We start from the raw sequence: 16,188 nt of genomic DNA, 5'->3' as shown, positions 1-16,188 counted from the left end.
GCACAGTGCCCGCCGCGGCTGTAAGCGGTCACTTCAAGTGTCTCAACTGGGTACATGTCGGTAACGGATGAGTGAGGACTTCTACGACGTCCTGGGTGTGAGCCGGGACGCGACCGAGGACGAGATCATGCAGGCGTACCGGGACCAGGTTTCGGAGTACCATCCCGACGTCAGCGACGACCCGGACGCCGAGGAGAAGTTCAAGAAGATTCAGAAAGCCAAGGACGTCCTCACCGACGAGGAGACACGCCAGCAGTACGACCAGCTCGGCCACGAGCGCTTCGAGGAGGCCGAGAAGCGCGGCGCAACCGGGAACGGTGGCGGCGGCGCTGGCGGGATGGGCGGTGCGGGTGGCCCGTTCGGTGGCGGCATGGGTGGTGGTGCCGGCGGCGGTATGGGCGACATCTTCGAGCAGTTCTTCGGCGGCGCTGGCGGTGGCGGCGGCCGCGGGCGGTCCGGCCCGGAGCAGGGCCGCGACCTCCGGACGGACCTCACGGTCACGCTGTCGGAAGCCTACCGGGGGGTGTCCAAGCAGGTGACCGTCCGGCGGCCCGAGCGCTGTGCGGACTGTGGGGGAAGCGGCTACCCGGAGGACGCCGACGTGCGCACGTGCCCGCAGTGTGACGGGCAGGGCGTCGTGACGCAGGTGCGCCAGACGCCGTTGGGCCGCGTCCAGCAGCGCCAGGAGTGTTCGCGCTGTGGCGGCGAGGGGGAGTTGCACTCGGAGACGTGTTCGACCTGTGGCGGGCAGGGCCAGACCCGAGAGCGCGCGACGCTCACGGTGGACATCCCGGAGGGCATCCGGACCGGGCAGACGCTGCGCATGGACGGCGAGGGCGCGCCGGGCGAACCGGGCGCGCCCAACGGTGACCTGCTCGTCGACGTCACCGTCGAGGAGCATCCCGACTTCGAGCGCGACGGCGACGACCTCCATCACCGCCACGCCGTCTCGTTCCCCCAGGCGGTGTTCGGCGCGGAGATCGAGGTGCCGACGCTCGACGGCGCTGCGACGTTCGATCTGGACGCCGGCACGCAAAGCGGGGAGACGTTCCGGCTCAAGGGCAAAGGGATGCCGCGGCTGCGCCGCCGCGGCAACGGGAACCTCTACGTCACCGTCCAGGTGGTCACACCGGAGTCCCTCAGCGACGAGCAACGCGACGCCCTCGAACAGTTCGCGGAGGCGGGCGGCGAGGAGATCGACGTCGAGCAGGGGTTCTTCGAGAAGCTCAAAAACTCCTTTTAGCCGGCCGGCTGTCGCCCGCGGGGCGGCGACGCGTCAGTTGTAAGCCAGCGGCGACCCCAGATCCGGGCATGGAGACAGTCGCCGATGTCGTCGCGACGCTGGATGACCCGGCACAGCCGGTGCTCCGGCACGCGCGCCCGATGGACGCGCGGACGACGCGAAACCGGGTGTACAAGACGGGGAACGCGCTCCGGCATCGTGGGGTTCGGGTGGACGCGGGCGTGGCGATCCTGGACGCGCCGACGCCGGAGGCGGTCCAGACGTTCCTGGGAGCGTCGCTGCTCGGCGCGACCGTGGCGTTCGGCCCGGAACCGGTCGTGGATGCGCGCGTGCTGGCGGGGCCGACGGCTGACCTCGGCGCGTACGACCTGCCCGCGGGCGGCCAGCGCGTCGGGTGGGGCGAGCCGCCAGCGGACCCGTCGTGGATGTATTTCGAGCGCGACGTCTGGAGCGAGAACCCCGCGTTCCCCGAGCCCGAGATCGACGCCGGCACGACGCTGTTGGCGGCCGGCGGGGCGACCCACCGGGAGGTGGTGGCCGCCGCCGAGCGCGTGGCCAGCGAGCGATACGACAGCCACGACGCGGTCGCGGTGCGCGCGCCGCTGTCCGACCCCGGCACCGTCGTGGCGGGCGTCGTTGCGCCGCTGCTCGCGGGCGCAACGGTCGTGTTGCCACCCGAGGGCGGCGAGGGCACGGTCGCCGTTGCCGCGGCCGACGCGGATGCAGTGCCCGAGGCCGACGTGGTGTCGCCCGGGAGCGCCGCGCCCAACTGAGCGTCGGCGAACTCGGAACCACTATATGCGGCGACGGCGACGCGAGTGGTATGTCAGAAAGTGTGATTGGACAGGGTTGCGGTGGACCCCCACCAGGGGGACGCCGTCCGGACGCAACCGCACTGCTGGCGGGGGTGGCTCAGTGATGCCGGGGCCGATCCTGGAGGTCAGTGACGACACCGACGATCTCGTGTTGCGGACGGTTGAGCGCGACGACGCGGCGTTCGTGCAGCGGGCGTTCGCCGACCCGTACGCGCGCTGCGCGCTGCACGTGGGCACCCACAAGAGCGAGGCCGAGGTCGAGACGTTCATCGAAGAGGAGGTCGAGGACGACGGCAACGCGGCCTACATTGCGTGCGTCGATACGGAGGATGCGCCCTTCGACCATCCTGACGCGGCGGAGACGACCGCGGTGGCGTTCCTGTACGTCAGACACGTCGATCACGACCAGCCCACGGTGGTCTGCTGGGTGCCACCCGAGCACCGCGGCGCGGGACACGCTGGGCCGGCGCTCGAACTCGGGTTGGACGCGCTGTGGCGGGTGTCCGACGTCCACACGGTCGGCGCGAGCGTGGTCAGCGTTGACGAGTTCACCAGGGACCTGGTGTCGGCGGTCGGGTTCACCGAGGAGGCGCGCAACCGCGAGGCACAGTTCGTGGACGGCGCGTACCGCGACGAGATCCACTACGGGCTGCTCCGCACGGAGTGGGAGGTGCAGTGATGCCGGGGCCGATTGTCACCGAGGGCGACCGCGTCACGCTGCGCACGGTGGAGCGCGACGACGCCGCCCACCTCCAGCGGTCCTGCACGGATCCCCGCATCCGGCATTCGCTGGGATCGGTCCACCACCGGTCGCGCGAGCAACAGGCGGACGGCATCGAGCACTGGGTCGAGGACGACGGATCCGTCGTCGCGGTCGTCTGCGTCGACGACGAGGACGCGCCGCCCGGCCAGCCTGCCGCCGACGAAACCACGCCCATCGGGTCGTTCAGCGCGCGCCACGTCGACAGCGATCGTGCGTGGCTGGCGTACTGGTTGCGCCCCGAGTACACGGGCTCGGGCTACGGGCGTGACATGGCGACGACGGGCATCGACTACGTGTTCGCGCAGTACGGCGTCCACAACGTGTCGGCGGCGGCCTACGACTTCAACGAGGCGTCCCGCGGGCTGCTGGCGGCGATGGGGTTCACCGAGGTGGGCCGCCGCCGCGAGGCGCGGTACATCGACGGCGGGTACGCCGACGAGGTGTGGTACGACGTGCTGCGCCGCGAGTGGACCGCGGACCGCGAACGATAGCTCTTTTTTCCGCGGGGGCGAGCATGCGGGTAGTGACTGACACGCGCGCTGCCTGCCTCGTTCGCCGCGATGCAGAACTGTTGGTCGTCGAAACGGTTGGGTCGTCCGGGGGCCGCGTCTACCGGCCGCCGGGTCGCGCCGTCGGCGCGGACGACACGCCCGAGGACGCGGTGACTGCCACCTTCGAGGACATGCTTGGCGTGGCGCTGGAGTGGGTGGCGCCGATCGGGTCCTTCGATGGGACGGTGGTCTTCGAGGCGGACCTCGGGGCGGTGTGGCCGTACACCGAGGAGGGGTTCACCGTGTACGATCCGGACACCGGCGACACGACCCGCCTGGCGTGGCTGCACCGTGATGACTTCCGGAAATACGGCGAAACGATCGAGCCCGAGGGGCTGCTGGCGGAGCTCTAGGTCGCGTCCCGGAGCGCGTCCAGCACCGCGGGGTTCTCGATGCTGGAGCGGTCCGTGACGTCCGCGCCGGTGTACGCGCTGGCGACGGCGCGGCGCACGAGCTTCCCGGACTGGGTTTTCGGCAGGTCGTCGACGAACACCACCTCCCGGGGCCGGAACGGTTTGCCGTGGGCGTCGCCGACGTGGTCGCGCAGTTCCGCGCGCAGCTCCGCGCTCGGGGTGGCGGCGTCGGCGAGGATGACGTACGCGATGGCGGCCTCACCGGTGGTGTCGTCGGGCACTCCGACGACGGCCGCCTGTGTGACGGCGTCGTGGTCGATGAGCGCGCCCTCGACCTCCGCCGGGCCGACTTTGCGGCCGGCGACGTTGATGGCGTCGTCGGCGCGCCCGTGGAGGAACCAGTCGCCGTCGCCGTCCATCTGCGCCCAGTCGCCGTGGTTCCAGACGTCCTCGAAGCGCGACCAGTACGCCTCCAGGTAGCGGTCCTCGCCGCTCCAAAGGCGCCGCGTCATCGACGGGCTGGACGACCGCGCGACGAGGTAGCCGCGCTCGTTGGCGTCCCGAACCGAGGTGCCGTCGTCGTCGACGATGTCGATGTCCATGCCGAGTCCGGGGCCGCCGAGCGTGCAGGGTTTCAGCGACTCCGTCGGCAGCGGCATGAGGAAGCAGCCGAACACTTCCGTGCCGCCGGAGATGTTGATGATCGGGGTGTCACCGCCGCCGACGTGGTCGTAAAACCACCGCCAGGACTCGGGGTCCCAGGGCTCGCCCGTCGACCCCAGGATGCGCAGCGAGGAGAGATCGTGGCCGGCGACGTGCTCGTCGCCGTGGTCGCGCAGTGCACGGATCGCCGTCGGAGAGACGCCGAACTGGGTGATGCCGTGGTCCTCGATGAGCTGCCAGAAGCGGTCGGGGGCGGGGTGGTCGGGGGCGCCCTCGTACATCACGATGGTGCCGGCGAACGCGTGGTTCCCGATGAGCGACCACGGCCCCATCATCCAGCCGATGTCGCTCACCCAGCAGAACCGGTCGCCGGGCCGCTGGTCGAACCCGAAGTGGATCTCCTTGGCGGGTTGGACGAGCGCGCCGGCGTGGGTGTGGACGATGCCTTTCGGTGTTCCCGTCGTCCCCGAGGAGTACAACAGCATGCACGGATCGCTGGCGGCCATCGAGTGCGTCTCGAACGTCGGGGACTGGGTGGCCACGGCGTCGTCCCACCACTCGTCGCGGGGCGTCCAGGACAGCGAGTCCGCGGGGATGCCGAGGCGGTCGTAGACGATGGTGTGGTCGACGTGGCCGGCCCGCTCGATGGCGTCGTTGAGGGTGTCCATGAGCGTGACGCGGTCGCCCCGCCGCAGGAAGCCGTCGCCCGTGAACACCACCGAACACTCGGCGTCGGCGATGCGCGTGGCGGTGGCCTCGACGCCGAACCCGGAGAAGACGGGGACGGCGATCGCGCCGATCTTGAAGATGCCGTAGAGGATGCTCTGGACTTCCGGGACCATCGGCATGTAGAGGCCCACCGTGTCGCCCTCGCCGATGCCGCGCTCGGCAAGGGCGTTGGCCACCCGGTTGGCCTGCTGGTGGAGGTCGTGGTAGGTCTGTTGGCGGACCGTGCCGTCCTCGCCCTCCCAGATGCAGGCGACGTGGTTGCGGGTGCCGGCGTCGACGCTGGCGTGGCGGTCGACGGTGTTGTGCGCGACGTTCAGTTCGGCGCCCGGATACCACGCCGTGGACTGGGGGTCGTCGACGTCGTCGCGGACGGCGTCGTAGTCCTCGAAGAACTCCAGGCCGAGGTACTCCGGGAGTTCCCCCCAGAACCAGTCGAGATCAGTGGTGCTGCGCTCGCGGAGCGCGTCCACGTCGTCGATGTCGTGGGCGGCCATGAACTGGGCGACGTTCGTCGACGACGCGAGCGCAGGGTCCGGTTCGTGGACGACCGTGCCGACTCCGTCGAGTGAATCCATGCCGGGGCCGACACAGCGAACGTGCAAGAATCTTTGCAGTAGGTTTCAGTCGGGACGCAACCACTAAGAGGTGGCCGCGTGAAACCACGCTATGTTTGAGGGGCGACAGCGGACACGCCTGCTGGTCGGTGGGCTCGTCGCCGTTGCCGTTCTCGCCGGCGGCGCCGTGATCGGGATGACTGTCTTGGGCGGGACGCAGTCGGGTGCCGGCTCACCGCGGATCGGCGCGAACGCCAGCGGGGCGTACGCCGGGATCGACGGCGTCAACGCGACCCGCGAGAAGGTCGTTCACCGGGGCTCGGAGACGTATCGGTCCGTCGCCAGGGTGTCCCTGCGGCCGGGCACCGATCAGCGCCGGATCACGATCCGGGAGACGACCAGCCGCCGCCACGAGACGATCGTGGAAAACGACTCCGTGATGACGATGTACGACCGTGACACCGGGGTCGTGCGGCGGTTCGAGCCGGCCGGGACGACAGACCCCCGGACGTTCGGGGATCGCGTCGAGCGGTTGTTCGAGCGAGTGAACGTCACCGCCAGGACCGCATCGGCGACAGCCGACGGCGTCTCGCCGCTGCCGGTCGTTCCCGTGGACACGGCCCGCCGAGCCACCGGCGCCAGTCACACGGCCACACTGAGGCTCACCTACGACGGGACGACCACAGTCAGCGGCCGGTCGGTCTACGTGTTGCGGCTGAGCGCCACGGGTGACGTGGGGGCTGCGTTCGAACAGACGCTGTGGGTCGACACGGAGCGGTTCTTCCCGGTGCAGCGACAGACCTCCTGGGTTGCCAACGGCGAGCCCGTGACGGCCAGAACGACCTACAGCCACATCACCTTCGACCCGGGGGTCACCGACGACACGTTCACGTTCTCTGCGCCACCGAACACCACAGCGAAGACGTACGACACGCCCAACCGGACGGTGTACCCGTCCGCACAGCGGCTGGCGGCGGCGACCGAGGCGAGCGTCCCCGAGCCGACGACGCCGGGGTCGCTGCGGCTGGTTGCGGCGACCGAGACGACGGGCCGCATCCACGGCGTGGGCCTGCGGTACGCCAACGACACCGCGAGCGTCACGGTCGCGAAATACGACCGCACGTATCCGGTCACCGGTGACCGCGAGATCCGGGTCGCCGGACGGAACGCCGCGGTGGCTGTCGGGCCGACGACGAGCATCTCGTGGAACTGCGCGACCTATCGGTACACCGTCCGGGGGAGTGGCGTGTCACTGGAGACGCTGCGGGAGGTCGCTGCGTCGACGGCCTGCGGGTAGCCGACCGCGGGGTGTCGCTTGGGACCCCCCAGCAAACGCTTTTGACGTGTGGCACACAACTGCGTGGTATGCACACGCGGGACGCCAAAAACCACGAGGAGGTGTGGTTGCTCGACCGGCTCGACGACTACGGCTTCGAGGACCCGGCGTTCCGATCCCGGGACTACGTGCTGGCGGTCGACGAGGCGACGAACGAGCGTGCGGGGTTCGCGCGCTTCCGCGTGCACACACCGGACGACACCGCGCGGGTCTGTGAGTTCACGAACATCGGCGTGCTCGACGACTGGCGGGGGCGAGGCGTGGGGGCCCATCTGCTCGCATACCTCGTCGCGGACGCCCGCGAGCAGGGGATCGAGGAGGCGTACGCGCTGACCGACGAGCCGGCGTACCTCGACCAGTTCGGCTTCGAGCGCGTCGACGAAGCCGAGCTACCGCCGCCGCTGGGCGACCGGCTGGCCGCGACCCGGGAGTCCCAGCCCGACGCCGAGGCGCTGTGTGTGGCGTTCGACGCGTTCGAGGTGCCCGAGCGGCTCCAGCGGCGCTTCGCCGGCGACGACGGCAGCGAGGACGCCGACGCAGGCGAGGACTTCGGCATCGACTCCGACACCGCGACGTACAAGTACGACACCGGCGGGTGACGGCGGCACAGCCCACAAGAGACGCCCCAGCACGCTGCGACCGCCGGGACGTGACCGACTCGCCGGGCTCGCGTGCTTTCCCGTGGCGCTCCAGTTCACTATCGCCGGCGTGTTCGACGGCAGCAGCTTCCTCGCCGTGCTCGTTGGCCGGCCGCCGACCCGGAGTTTCGCGGCTGACCCGCCGGGGGGCGACCGCGACGGCTACCGCGAGGACGTCTACGACGCGGTCGCCGAGCAGGTCGCGCGCCGGTCGTGCTGGGCCTCGACTGGGGGCACACCAACCCCGTCGCGCCGCTCCCGCTCGGTCGCGAAGTCACTGTCGACCCCGGAGCGCAGCGGGTCGTCGCCCGGGAGGAACGTACAAGGATTAAGACGGCGTCCGCCGTCCGTCCGGGTATGTACGACGAGGACGACCTCGCGGCGATTCGGGACGGCCGCGAGGACTGGGAAGAGGAGACGATGGGGCCGACGCTGGACCGCTTCGGGGAGCGCAAGGAGTCCTTCGAGACGGACACGGGCGGCCAGTCCGTCGACCGGCTGTACACGCCCGACGACGTCGCCGACCGCGACTACGACGCGGACATCGGGTTCCCCGGCGAGGAGCCCTACACGCGGGGCGTCTACCCGACGATGTACCGCGGGCGGCTGTGGACGATGCGCCAGTACGCCGGCATGGGGACCGCGGCCGAAACCAACGAGCGGTTCAACTACCTGCTCGACGAGGGCCAGACGGGGCTGTCGATGGCCTTCGACCTGCCCACCCAGATGGGGTACGATTCGGACGCCACGATGGCGCAGGGTGAAGTCGGGAAATCCGGCGTCGCCATCGACACGCTGGCGGACATGGAGACCGTCTTCGACGGCATTCCGCTGGACGAAGTCAGTACGTCGATGACGATCAACGCGCCCGCCAGCGTCCTGCTGGCGATGTATATCGCGGTGGGCGACCAGCAGGGCGTCGACCGCGAGGAGCTGCGGGGCACCATCCAGAACGACATCCTCAAGGAGTACATCGCGCGCAACACCTACATCTTCCCGCCGGAGCCGTCGATGCGGGTCATCACGGACATCTTCGAGTTCTGCGCCGCGGAGACCCCGAAGTTCAACACCATCTCGATTTCGGGCTACCACATCCGCGAGGCCGGCGCGACAGCCGCCCAGGAGATCGCGTTCACGCTCGGCGACGGCATCGAATACGTCCAGACCGCCCTCGACGCCGGCCTCGACGTCGACGAGTTCGCGCCCCAGCTCTCGTTTTTCTTCAACGCGCACAACAACATCCTCGAAGAGGTCGCGAAGTTCCGGGCGGCCCGCCGGATGTGGGCGACGATCATGGAGGAGCGCTTCGACGCCGACGACCCCAAGAGCAAGCAGCTGAAGTTCCACACCCAGACGGCGGGCTCGACGCTGACCGCCCAGCAGATCGACAACAACATCGTGCGGGTCGCCTACCAGGCGCTGGCCGCAGTACTGGGGGGAACCCAGAGCCTGCACACGAACGGGAAAGACGAGGCGCTGTCGATCCCCACCGAGGAGTCGGTGCGGACCGCGCTGCGCACCCAGCAGATCCTCGCCCACGAGTCTGGCGCGGCGGACACCATCGACCCGCTGGCGGGCAGCTACTACGTCGAAGGGCTCACCGACGACATCGAGGCCGAAGCCCAGGCGATCCTGGACGAGGTCGACAGTCGGGGTGGGATGCGGCGCGCCGTCGAAGACCAGTGGGTCCAACGCCAGATCCAGGACGTGGCGTTCGACCGCCAGCAGGAGATCGAGGAGAAAGAGCGCGTCATCGTCGGTGTCAACGAGTTCGAGGTCGACGACGAGGAGCCCGAGGCCGACATCGAGGAGGTCACTGCGGACGACGAGCGCCGCCAGATCGAGCACCTGAACGACGTGAAAGCCGACCGGGACAGCGAGGCCGTCGAAGCCGCGCTCGCGGACCTGCGGGCGGCCGCCGCGGGCGACGAGAACGTGATGCCGTATATCGTGGCCGCGGTCAAGGCGTACGCCAGCGTGGGCGAGATCTGCAACACGCTGCGGGACGTGTTCGGCGAACACCAGCCCGGGGCAGCCCTCTGAGGACGCCGCCACCACCACCGTGAGTTTTCCCGCTGGCCGCCGACCGTGGCGGTATGAGCAGCGATGACGCGTGGACGGCGGCAGCGCTCCCCGATCAGTCCGGCCGGCGGGTGGTGGTGACGGGCGCGAACAGCGGCCTCGGCTTCGAGGCCACGCGGGCGTTCGCTCGGGCTGGCGCGCACGTCGTCATGGCGTGCCGGAGCACCGAACGCGGCGAGGACGCCCGCGACGACATCGTGGCAGAGCTCCCGGGTGCGTCGCTGACAGTGCACGAGCTCGATCTCGCAGCGCTTGATTCGGTGGCGGCGTTCGCCGACTGGTTCACCGCGGAGTTCGACAGCCTGCACGTGCTCGCGAACAACGCCGGGGTGATGGCGATCCCGCGCTCGGAGACCGCCGACGGCTTCGAGACGCAGTTCGGCGTCAACCACCTGGGGCACGTCGCGCTCACCGCCGGGTTGCTGGGCGTGCTCCGGCGGACCAGCGGCGAGACGCGCGTCGTCACGCAGTCGTCGGGCGCACACCGGCGCGGCCGGATCGACTTCGAGGACCTCCAGCACGAGGCCGAGTACGGCAAGTGGGAGGCCTACAGCCAGTCGAAGCTCGCGAACCTCCTGTTCGCGTACGAACTCGACCGGCGGCTGCGGGCGGCGTCGGCGAGCGTGACGAGCGTTGCCTGCCATCCGGGGTACGCCGCGACGAACCTCCAACTCCGCGGTCCGCAGGCGGCGGGGTCGCGGCTGCGGCTGCTCGCGATGCGGGCCGCGAACGCGCTCGTCGGCCAGAGCGCCGAGCAGGGCGCGTGGCCGCTGCTGTACGCCGCAACCAACCCGGGCATCGACGGCGGTGAGTACATCGGCCCCGGCGGCGTCCTGAACATGCGCGGCCACCCCGAGCGCCAGCAGCCGAGCGCCCGGTCGCGTGACGAGGACACCGCGCGCCGCCTCTGGACGGTCTCCGCGGACCGCACCGGCGTCGACTTCGACCTGCCGGACCCCGCGTAGTCGGTGGCTTGATGAGCGCCCGCGGGCCACCTGCGAGTATGCACGTGGACCACGTCGGCGTCGCCACCGAGGACGCCGCGGACCTGGGCGAACTGTACACGGCGCTGCTGGGCGCGCCGGTCGCGCACGAGGAGGTCTTCGACGGACTGCACACGGTTTTCCTCGATCTCGGGGGGGACGGCTACGTCGAACTCCTCGAACCCGTCGACGAGGACACGACCGTCGGCCGGTATCTGCAGCGCACCGGCGGCGGCATCCATCACGTCGCGTTCGCCACCGACGATATCGAGGCCGCGCTGGAGACCGCCCGCGACGCGGGCGTCGACCGCATCGACGAGGAGCCGCGGGCCGGGGCCTGGGGCCACGACGTGGCCTTCCTACACCCCAAGGACACCGGCGGCGCGCTCATCGAGTTCGTCGAGCATTGACCGGTCAGTTCTCACTCACCGCGTCCCGCTGCGGGACATCGGGGTCGGTGACGAATCCGGCGGCGCTTGGCCTGCCAGACGCCCGTGAGTTCGCACTCGACGCCGGCCTCCTCCCAGACTTCCCGGACCGCCGTCTCCGCGAACGTCTCCCCGGGTTCGTGGCCGCCACCCGGGAGCACCCACTTCTCGGGGTCCCCAGGATGTCGAATGAGCAGGACGCGGCCGTCGGTGTCGGTCACGCGTGCGCCCGCACTGCCGCGACCACCGGCCGCGACGAGTTCGCGCCCGTGTGCGAACAGCGCCGGGTCGTTCTCGACAGTCTCGGTGTGGCACGGGAACGGGCCGTGGGCGTCGCGGAGGCGGTCGAGTCGCTGGTCGACCGCGCGCCGACTCCTGACGCTGATTGGTGTCGACACGCAAGCCCCCAGATTCAGGGCTCAGGGCCGAAGCTCTCGACTTTCGCGGCGTCGGTGTCGAAGCCTTCTGCCTCCAGCGCGTCGGTGGCGGCGCCGCAGAACGCCGCAAAGCCGTAGACGAACGCGGCCTGATCGGACGCGTCCGCCAGCGTCGCGACGGCGTCCTCGAACGCGTCGGTGACGACGAGCACGTCCGCGCCCGCGTCCGAAAGCGCGGCGAGCCGGGGTTCGTGGACGGGGGCCTCGTCCTGATAGACGAGCGCGACCTCGGCACCGGCGTCCATCGCTCGCTCGGCGATGGCGACGGCGGGGCCGACGCCCGGGCCGCCCGCGAGCAGCAACACGGAGGGCTCGCCCTGGTAGTAGTCCTCGCCGAACGGGCCTTCGACAGTGACCTCGTCGCCGGGGTCGCGGCCCGCGAGCCACGGGCCGAGCACGCCGTCGGGAGCCACGTCGACGGTCACCTCGAAGGTGTCGGCCACGGTCGGCGATGACAGCGTGTAGTATCGCCCCTCCGTTTCGCCGTCCTCGAACTCGCGGACGACGCGCACGAACTGTCCGGGTTCGGCGGTGAACCCTGCCGGGGTTTCGAACGTGACTGCGATGGCGTCCGGGCCGACGTCGTCGACCGCCTGCACTGTGACCGGGGTTTCGTCCATACGTGTGTCTGGTGGGCCACTCACCTAACCCGTTCGTTTCGGGACACCGACAGTCGGCCGCCAGATGTCACACCAGCAACTTCCGGGGTTCACGGTTCGGCGTCACACACCACGTGGTCGTACACGCCTGTGGGACCCGAGCACACGTACGTCCAGTTTCGCGATGCGTGCCAGCGGGTCCGTTGCATTCCAGCCGGGAGACGCCTTCAGAAGCCTTTTTGCTGGCGGCCCGGGTAGCCCGTAACGACATGCACGACGACCTGAACTGGGCCATCGGCGGGGAGGCCGGCGATGGAATCGCGTCCACCGGCAAGATCTTTGCGCAGGCGCTGTCGCGCGCCGGCCGGCACGTGTTCACCTCGAAGGACTTCGCATCACGCATCCGAGGTGGGTACACTGCCTACAAGGTCCGTACGTCGGTCGACCAAGTACAGAGTGTAGTCGACCGCCTCGACATCCTCATCGCGCTCACCGAACGCACCGTCGACGAGAACCTCGATGAGCTGCACGCGGACTCCATCATCATCTACGACGGCGACCGCACCGAGTTCGCCGACTTCGAATCCCCCGCGGAAGTCACCGGGCTCGACATCCCGCTGAAGGACCTCGCCGAGGACGCCGGCGGCGCGATCATGCGGAACATCGTCGCCCTGGGCGCGGTCTGTGCGGTCGCGGACTTCCCCATCGAGAACCTCGACGAATCCCTCGAAAAGCGGTTCAGCGGGAAGGGCGAACAGATCATCGAGAACAACAAGCAGGCGGCCCGCCTGGGTGCCGAGTACGTCGCCGAGGAGTTCGAGGACGTCACGCTCCCCTACGAGCTGGAGACCACCGACGAGGACTACGTCCTCCTGAACGGCGACGAGGCGATCGGCATGGGCGCAATCGCGGCCGGCTGCCGGTTCTACGCCGGCTACCCCATCACCCCGGCGACGGACGTCATGGAGTACCTCACGGGCCGCATCGAGCAGTTCGGCGGCCACGTCGTCCAGGCCGAGGACGAACTCGCGGCGATCAACCTCGCGCTGGGTGCGGCGCGCGCCGGCGCGCGATCGATGACCGCGACCTCCGGGCCGGGCATCGACCTGATGAGCGAGACGTTCGGCCTGGTCGCCACCAGTGAGACACCGCTGGTGATCGCGAACGTGATGCGGTCGGGCCCCTCGACGGGGATGCCGACCAAGCAAGAACAGGGCGACCTGAACATGATGCTGAAAGGCGGCCACGGCGAGATCCCGCGGTTCGTCGTCGCGCCCACGTCGGTCGCGGAGTGCTTCCACAAGACCGTCGAGGCGTTCAACCTCGCGGAGAAATACCAGCTCCCCGTCTACGTCACCGCGGACCTCTCGATGGCGGTCACCGAGCGCACGTATCCGCCCGAGGAGTTCGACATGGACGCGGTCGAGATCGAGCGCGGGAAGCTCGTCGACGAGGACGAGATCTCCGCGTGGCAAAACGACACCGAGCAGTTCCGACCCCACGCCGACACCGCCGACGGCATCAGCCCGCGCGCCGTGCCGGGCACCGAGGGCGGCGTCCACATGTCCACGGGCCTGGAGCACGACGAACTCGGTCGCCGCACCGAAGACACGGACGTGCGCGTCGACCAGGTCGACAAACGCTACCGGAAAGTCGACACCGCCCGCGAGCGCGAGCAGTTCGACTACCGCGAGTTCGGCGACAGCGACGCCGACAACCTCGTGGTCTCGTGGGGGTCGAACGAGGGCACCATCGTCGAAGCCCTGGAGTACCTCGACGGCGACGACGACCCCGACATCCGCGTGGTGTCGGTGCCGTACATCTACCCGCGGCCCGACCTCACCGACGAGGTCGAAGCCGCCGACGACGTCGTCGTTGTCGAAGCCAACGCCACCGGCCAGTTCGCCGACGTGATCGAGCACGACGTGCTCGAGCGCGTCACACGCATCAACAACTACACCGGCGTCGACTTCAAAGCGGACGAACTCGCCGCCGAAATCACGGAGTCCCTCGCATGAGCTCAGAGAACGTTCGATTCACCGACTTCAAGTCAGACAAGCAGCCGACGTGGTGTCCGGGATGCGGTGACTTCGGCACCATGAACGGCATGATGAAAGCGCTCGCGGAAACCGGCAACAGCCCCGACGACACGTTCGTCGTCGCGGGCATCGGGTGCTCGGGGAAGATCGGCACGTACATGCGGTCGTACGCGCTCCACGGCGTGCACGGACGCGCGCTCCCCGTCGGCACCGGCGTGAAGCTCGCGAACCCGGACCTCGAAGTGATGGTGGCGGGCGGCGACGGCGACGGCTACTCGATCGGTGCCGGCCACTTCATCCACGCCGTCCGGCGGAACGTCGACATCACGTACGTCGTGATGGACAACCGCATCTACGGGCTGACCAAGGGCCAAGCGTCCCCGACCAGCCGGTCGGACTTCGAGACGTCGACCTCGCCGGACGGCCCGAAGCAGCCACCGGTGAACCCGCTGGCACTGGCGATGGCTGCGGGCGGCAGCTTCATCGCACAGAGCTTCTCCTCGGACGCGCTGCGTCACCAGGAGATCGTCCAGGAGGCCATCGAACACGACGGGTTCAGCCTCGTCAACACGTTCTCCCCGTGTGTCACGTTCAACGACGTCGACACCTACGACTACTTCCGGGACAGCCTCGTGGACCTCAGCGAGGACGACGACTACGACCGCCACGACTACGACCAGGCCAAAGACGCCATCCTCGACGCCGGCAAGGAGTACCTCGGCGTGCTCTACCAGGACGAGGACTCGACGCCGTACAGCGAGGCCCACGGCGTCACCGAGAACATGGCCGAGCTCCCGGACGGCGCGCCCGACGGCGCCACCGATCTCGTCCGCGAGTTCTACTAGTCCCGGTTTACTTCGCCGGATCGCCTCCGGCGACCTCTCCTCGCGAAACTGCGATAAACACTCCCTGCTCGCTCCGTACCGCCGCTCGTGGTGGCCGGTGCGCTCATCCCGTTCGCGCGCCGATGCTTCGCCGACCGACTCTCACGTCTCAGTGCGTCAGCGGGACTTCCAGACCGGCCAGTAGCGGGCTTGGAGCGCGTTCCGGAGGCTGTGGATCGGGTCGAGGCCGGCATCCGGACCATCGGCTGGTTCGAAGTGTTCGGCGAGGTGTCCGGGGTGGCGTCACCGGCCGCTGTCGGTCGTCGACCGGTCGCACGTGCAGAGATCCACCGTGCAGGCACGAGGGCTGCCAGGGGCCCGCTGAGAGGAAACCTACAAGCCACCCGGGAGTAAAGCACGCGTTACGATCGTGTCCATGAGCGACCGCGGGTCGACCGGGACGGGGCGACTGGCGAAGGTCCGGCGGTACCGGCGGCTGATGTACGCGTGCATCGGCGTCGGCGTCGGCGGGTTCATCGTTGCCGCGGAGTTCGACTACCCGCTGGCCGGACTCGTGGTGTACTGGGCGGGCATCCTCGGCTCCCTCGCAGTCTGGAAGGGGACCTCCGTCACGCTGTACGACGAGCGCGACCTCGACCTGGAGCGCCGGGCGAGCCTGCTCACACTCCAGATTGCGGGCGTCGTGGGTCTACTGGCGATGACCACGCACGTCGTCGTTGACCAGATGCCGTCGGTGGACGTGCCCGAGGAGTTCGTCGGTGGCTTCCTCACCATCTCGGCCCTGTTCATCGTCTACGGCGTCGTCTACACCGCCATTCGCTACCGACGATGAGAAACCACGTGCGCGAACGCCGCGGCGAGGCCGACCTGAGTCAGGCCGACCTCGCGGCCGCCGTCGGTGTCACTCGGCAGACCATCAACGCCATCGAGCGCGACCGCTACGACCCCAGCATCGAACTCGCGTTCAAGCTCGCGGACTTCTTCGACTGCCGGATCGAGGACCTCTTCGACCCCGAACTCGACGGGTAGCGAAGGCGGCAGCGCTGCTCGGTGTTCTGTTCGGACCACCGACAGCTTTACCTTGGAGTGTAAAACATACTTTCCTGTAAACCTCGCTTTACACGCGAGTC

At 69.3% G+C, this 16,188-nt stretch carries 17 protein-coding genes; 14 read left to right on the top strand and 3 right to left on the bottom strand.

The features are described 5' to 3' along the window. The first annotated feature begins 67 nt into the window (after positions 1-67). The 5 genes from dnaJ to ACOZ32_RS07095 all read left to right on the top strand — a co-directional run bounded on the left by dnaJ (position 68) and on the right by ACOZ32_RS07095 (position 3,725). Positions 68-1,243: a molecular chaperone DnaJ gene (gene dnaJ, locus ACOZ32_RS07115; RefSeq protein WP_205251518.1), complete on the top strand. Its 1,176-nt coding sequence runs from the start codon at positions 68-70 to the stop codon at positions 1,241-1,243. Between the two features lie 68 nt (positions 1,244-1,311). Beyond that, on the top strand, positions 1,312-2,016 hold the full coding sequence (locus ACOZ32_RS07110; protein WP_424335109.1) for a hypothetical protein: 705 nt from the start codon (positions 1,312-1,314) through the stop codon (positions 2,014-2,016). A 145-nt stretch (positions 2,017-2,161) separates the two neighbouring features. Then, positions 2,162-2,737 carry a GNAT family N-acetyltransferase gene (locus ACOZ32_RS07105; protein ID WP_424335108.1) on the top strand — a complete coding sequence of 192 codons (576 nt, stop codon included), beginning with the start codon at positions 2,162-2,164 and terminating at the stop codon, positions 2,735-2,737. Further along, positions 2,737-3,312, top strand: a complete 576-nt coding sequence (locus ACOZ32_RS07100) for a GNAT family N-acetyltransferase (RefSeq protein WP_010902318.1) — start codon at positions 2,737-2,739, stop codon at positions 3,310-3,312. Before ACOZ32_RS07105 ends, ACOZ32_RS07100 begins: the two co-directional genes overlap by 1 nt. Positions 3,313-3,335: 23 nt before the next feature. Then, a complete protein-coding gene (locus tag ACOZ32_RS07095; protein ID WP_010902317.1) occupies positions 3,336-3,725 on the top strand; it encodes a hypothetical protein in 390 nt (129 codons plus the stop codon). On the opposite strand, the gene ACOZ32_RS07090 is transcribed toward ACOZ32_RS07095, so the two are convergent. After that, positions 3,722-5,692 carry an AMP-binding protein gene (locus ACOZ32_RS07090; protein ID WP_205251514.1) on the bottom strand — a complete coding sequence of 657 codons (1,971 nt, stop codon included), beginning with the start codon at positions 5,690-5,692 and terminating at the stop codon, positions 3,722-3,724. The two genes, ACOZ32_RS07095 and ACOZ32_RS07090, sit on opposite strands and share 4 nt — an antisense overlap. Before the next feature lie 91 nt (positions 5,693-5,783). Between ACOZ32_RS07090 and ACOZ32_RS07085 the strand changes: the two genes are divergently transcribed. The 5 genes from ACOZ32_RS07085 (at position 5,784) to mce (ending at position 11,120) form a co-directional block, all read left to right on the top strand. After that, on the top strand, positions 5,784-6,968 hold the full coding sequence (locus ACOZ32_RS07085) for a LolA family protein (RefSeq protein ID WP_205251513.1): 1,185 nt from the start codon (positions 5,784-5,786) through the stop codon (positions 6,966-6,968). Positions 6,969-7,036: 68 nt separating this feature from the next. Next, on the top strand, positions 7,037-7,606 hold the full coding sequence (locus ACOZ32_RS07080) for a GNAT family N-acetyltransferase (protein ID WP_205251512.1): 570 nt from the start codon (positions 7,037-7,039) through the stop codon (positions 7,604-7,606). Positions 7,607-8,002: 396 nt separating this feature from the next. After that, positions 8,003-9,688, top strand: a complete 1,686-nt coding sequence (locus ACOZ32_RS07075; protein ID WP_205251511.1) for an acyl-CoA mutase large subunit family protein — start codon at positions 8,003-8,005, stop codon at positions 9,686-9,688. Positions 9,689-9,741: 53 nt separating this feature from the next. Further along, on the top strand, positions 9,742-10,692 hold the full coding sequence (locus tag ACOZ32_RS07070; protein ID WP_205251510.1) for an oxidoreductase: 951 nt from the start codon (positions 9,742-9,744) through the stop codon (positions 10,690-10,692). Positions 10,693-10,730: 38 nt separating this feature from the next. After that, the gene (gene mce / locus ACOZ32_RS07065; RefSeq protein ID WP_012289162.1) at positions 10,731-11,120 is read left to right on the top strand and encodes a methylmalonyl-CoA epimerase; all 390 of its coding nucleotides are present in this window, start codon (positions 10,731-10,733) and stop codon (positions 11,118-11,120) included. Positions 11,121-11,131: 11 nt separating this feature from the next. Here the strand turns inward: mce and ACOZ32_RS07060 are convergent, their stop codons facing one another. Together ACOZ32_RS07060 and ACOZ32_RS07055 are read right to left on the bottom strand one after the other, a co-directional pair. Further along, complete coding sequence (locus ACOZ32_RS07060) at positions 11,132-11,536, bottom strand: NUDIX hydrolase (protein ID WP_424335107.1); 405 nt, start codon at positions 11,534-11,536, stop codon at positions 11,132-11,134. Between the two features lie 14 nt (positions 11,537-11,550). Continuing rightward, a complete protein-coding gene (locus ACOZ32_RS07055; protein ID WP_205251508.1) occupies positions 11,551-12,195 on the bottom strand; it encodes an FAD-dependent oxidoreductase in 645 nt (214 codons plus the stop codon). A gap of 248 nt (positions 12,196-12,443) precedes the next feature. Between ACOZ32_RS07055 and ACOZ32_RS07050 the strand changes: the two genes are divergently transcribed. From ACOZ32_RS07050 to ACOZ32_RS07035, 4 genes are all read left to right on the top strand, one after another. Then, entirely contained in the window at positions 12,444-14,192 is a 1,749-nt protein-coding gene (locus ACOZ32_RS07050; protein WP_010902308.1) for a 2-oxoacid:acceptor oxidoreductase subunit alpha, read from the top strand. Then, positions 14,189-15,058, top strand: a complete 870-nt coding sequence (locus tag ACOZ32_RS07045) for a 2-oxoacid:ferredoxin oxidoreductase subunit beta (protein WP_010902307.1) — start codon at positions 14,189-14,191, stop codon at positions 15,056-15,058. The genes ACOZ32_RS07050 and ACOZ32_RS07045 overlap by 4 nt, the downstream gene beginning before the upstream one ends. 415 nt (positions 15,059-15,473) lie before the next feature. Further along, the gene (locus tag ACOZ32_RS07040) at positions 15,474-15,890 is read left to right on the top strand and encodes a DUF2178 domain-containing protein (RefSeq protein ID WP_010902306.1); all 417 of its coding nucleotides are present in this window, start codon (positions 15,474-15,476) and stop codon (positions 15,888-15,890) included. Beyond that, positions 15,887-16,087 (top strand): helix-turn-helix transcriptional regulator, encoded by a 201-nt coding sequence (locus ACOZ32_RS07035; RefSeq protein WP_010902305.1) that lies wholly within the window; start codon positions 15,887-15,889, stop codon positions 16,085-16,087. The genes ACOZ32_RS07040 and ACOZ32_RS07035 overlap by 4 nt, the downstream gene beginning before the upstream one ends. Positions 16,088-16,188: the final 101 nt, after the last annotated feature.

Origin of the sequence: Halobacterium sp. MBLA0001 (assembly GCF_049705385.1) — an archaeon.
GTDB lineage: Archaea > Halobacteriota > Halobacteria > Halobacteriales > Halobacteriaceae > Halobacterium > Halobacterium salinarum.
The sequence above is the reverse complement of the archived record's forward strand: the minus strand, read 5'-3'. Positions and strand labels throughout refer to the sequence as shown.

Coding starts and splice junctions, on each gene's coding strand:
- dnaJ (WP_205251518.1), top strand. CDS start 68: ATGAGTGAGGACTTCTACGACGTCCTGGGTGTGAGCCGGGACGCGACC.
- ACOZ32_RS07110 (WP_424335109.1), top strand. CDS start 1,312: ATGGAGACAGTCGCCGATGTCGTCGCGACGCTGGATGACCCGGCACAG.
- ACOZ32_RS07105 (WP_424335108.1), top strand. CDS start 2,162: ATGCCGGGGCCGATCCTGGAGGTCAGTGACGACACCGACGATCTCGTG.
- ACOZ32_RS07100 (WP_010902318.1), top strand. CDS start 2,737: ATGCCGGGGCCGATTGTCACCGAGGGCGACCGCGTCACGCTGCGCACG.
- ACOZ32_RS07095 (WP_010902317.1), top strand. CDS start 3,336: ATGCGGGTAGTGACTGACACGCGCGCTGCCTGCCTCGTTCGCCGCGAT.
- ACOZ32_RS07090 (WP_205251514.1), bottom strand. CDS start 5,692: ATGGATTCACTCGACGGAGTCGGCACGGTCGTCCACGAACCGGACCCT.
- ACOZ32_RS07085 (WP_205251513.1), top strand. CDS start 5,784: ATGTTTGAGGGGCGACAGCGGACACGCCTGCTGGTCGGTGGGCTCGTC.
- ACOZ32_RS07080 (WP_205251512.1), top strand. CDS start 7,037: ATGCACACGCGGGACGCCAAAAACCACGAGGAGGTGTGGTTGCTCGAC.
- ACOZ32_RS07075 (WP_205251511.1), top strand. CDS start 8,003: ATGTACGACGAGGACGACCTCGCGGCGATTCGGGACGGCCGCGAGGAC.
- ACOZ32_RS07070 (WP_205251510.1), top strand. CDS start 9,742: ATGAGCAGCGATGACGCGTGGACGGCGGCAGCGCTCCCCGATCAGTCC.
- mce (WP_012289162.1), top strand. CDS start 10,731: ATGCACGTGGACCACGTCGGCGTCGCCACCGAGGACGCCGCGGACCTG.
- ACOZ32_RS07055 (WP_205251508.1), bottom strand. CDS start 12,195: ATGGACGAAACCCCGGTCACAGTGCAGGCGGTCGACGACGTCGGCCCG.
- ACOZ32_RS07050 (WP_010902308.1), top strand. CDS start 12,444: ATGCACGACGACCTGAACTGGGCCATCGGCGGGGAGGCCGGCGATGGA.
- ACOZ32_RS07045 (WP_010902307.1), top strand. CDS start 14,189: ATGAGCTCAGAGAACGTTCGATTCACCGACTTCAAGTCAGACAAGCAG.
- ACOZ32_RS07040 (WP_010902306.1), top strand. CDS start 15,474: ATGAGCGACCGCGGGTCGACCGGGACGGGGCGACTGGCGAAGGTCCGG.
- ACOZ32_RS07035 (WP_010902305.1), top strand. CDS start 15,887: ATGAGAAACCACGTGCGCGAACGCCGCGGCGAGGCCGACCTGAGTCAG.